A 2,165-nucleotide genomic window follows, 5' to 3' on the forward strand; every position below is an offset into this window, starting at 1 on the left:
TAGAAGAATCATTCAGGACTGAGCTGATTCCCGTAAATCCCTTGACTTCTCTTTTCACTGCCTACATGTTCAAAAGAGGTATCAGTTACGCAGAGGCCTTGCAGGAAATTCGGGGAGCATTCAATATTCCCGATGGAGTTAATCTTCTCAGTCAGATCCATCCTTCGTTCGAGACTTCATACTTTTCAATGAAGAGACTTGTTTCATTCGTGGAAGAGCAATTTGGAGGCAACTATAAGGCTTTCGTAATTAGCCTAGTAGAAGCCATTGATGAAGGAACAGCCTTCGATTTTGGTGTGGAACCGACTCTCGGACTGGGAATATCCGATATTCTGAAAGAACTTCTAAAGGAGATCGGAGGTACGATCTATGATAAGGCCAAAGACAAGGCCTTTTCCTGGATTCTGAAAAGCCTTTTCGGTCTTGGAGATGGTAACGAGGAAGAGATAAAGGAGATTCTTGATCAAATCAGAGAAGTGAACGAAAAACTTGACGACGTCTCCAGTAAGTTGGAAGTAATTGACACGGAGATTCAGGAAGTACTCGAAAAGCTCGACGAACAATACTATGACACTTACATAAGGACGATCGATCAGGACTACTTCACACCTGTAGAAGCCTGCCAAAACAAATATCTCTACATAACCACACTTGAAGCAACTCACTCCACAGATATAAGCATTCAAGAACTTATGGAAGAGATAAACGAAAGCAAGCTTGATCAGGTAATGCTTAACATCAAGAAAGTAATTGTTGGTGGAACTGCTGAAACGAGTTACAAATCGATTTTCGAGTTGTATGTGACCAACGCTCTGAATCTTCTAAGAAGCGGAAAGCATATCGACGAGGCTGCGAAAGGAGGCCTCGGATTCTACAAACGTTGTTCGTCCGACTCGGAGATCTTCACTGACTATGTAAATACATACATAAATCTATTCAAGGCAATGACAACTCGCCAGCTGTACGCTCTCAACCTGCTTACAGAGTACGAGCACAACAGGGGCAGTAATCTAGCAGAACTTCACTTCGAGAACTACAATTCCTATTTAGCGGCAGAAGTAGAGGAATTCTGGAAGTGGCTAGAGGTATTTGTTACTTATGCCATCGGTGGGGATAGCCTTTTGATACAACCCGCGTACAATGCTGATGATATATGGTTCTACAATCAGGCAGATGATGCAGCTTTGAAAGCACTCGGGAAAGACAGCGGCATTGTCGTGCGTCTTTTTTGGAATAGTGGGGAGACCATGGACGTCTCTGTGGACGGTGAAATTCCCCAGGGGATGAAGCTCGCATTCGGTTTCTTGGACAAGGTTTATTCTATGTTCAATGATTCTACTGGCGGCGTGAAGTTAACTCTCGATAATCAGCAGATTCAGCTCATGGGGGTTGACGAGGCAATAGAAGCCGCTAGTCCGCTGGGAACTCTCCACAAGTTCTCTTTCACCTACCAGGACGCAGAAAAATCAAAGGAACCCGGAGTAATTGTAAGACGCTACGTTTTCGAGAATCTCGAGGATGGAAGGTACTCAATATCGAGGAGCACAAACAGCAATGTTCCGGGAACCTCATATACTCACACGTTGTTTGAGGATGTCCACAAGAACATTGTCAACGATCAGCTAATTGCTCCTGAATATCTTGACGAATCAAACTATTCGCTGAGTATTAATTCTGAAAGTGCTCAAGTCCAATCACTGGCAATATCTGCATATATGCCTTCGATGCGCATAAACGGAGCTGAGCGGCAGATAACCTACGGGAGGAGCCATAACATTGCAGACCACGATTACGTGGGTGTTTTGAGTTTTCCTTTGAACAAGTACATGAAGATAGAAGGGCACAACTACTATGAAAAGACGTGGATACTCTTCATTCCTGAGTGGAGCTATTCCCCATTCGACGCAGTAGTAGTCGACGGAACAAACAGGGAGACCTCCGGAAGATACAGTTGCAGGCTTATACTTACAAACAAGGGCGACAATGCTGAAGGAGACAATTGGGGCTGGCAGACGGGGGAGGTAACACGTACACACCCCGTTTGGTTGAGAGCAACGAACCAGTTAAGTGCAGCCTGCCTGGCTCCATATGATCTTTCAAAGAAATACTCAATTTCTAAGAAGGATGATCAGTACAAACTGCCATCGACCGTTTTCTCTCTATAC

1 protein-coding gene is annotated in these 2,165 nt (G+C 44.4%); it reads left to right on the top strand.

Annotation, left to right across the window (positions count from 1 at the left end; genetic code table 11):
- Positions 1-2,165, top strand: a 2,165-nt coding sequence (locus BG32_RS07400) for a hypothetical protein (RefSeq protein WP_121526633.1), incomplete at both ends; no start/stop codon positions are given.

Source organism: Mesotoga sp. HF07.pep.5.2.highcov, from assembly GCF_003666285.1.
Lineage (GTDB): Bacteria > Thermotogota > Thermotogae > Petrotogales > Kosmotogaceae > Mesotoga > Mesotoga prima.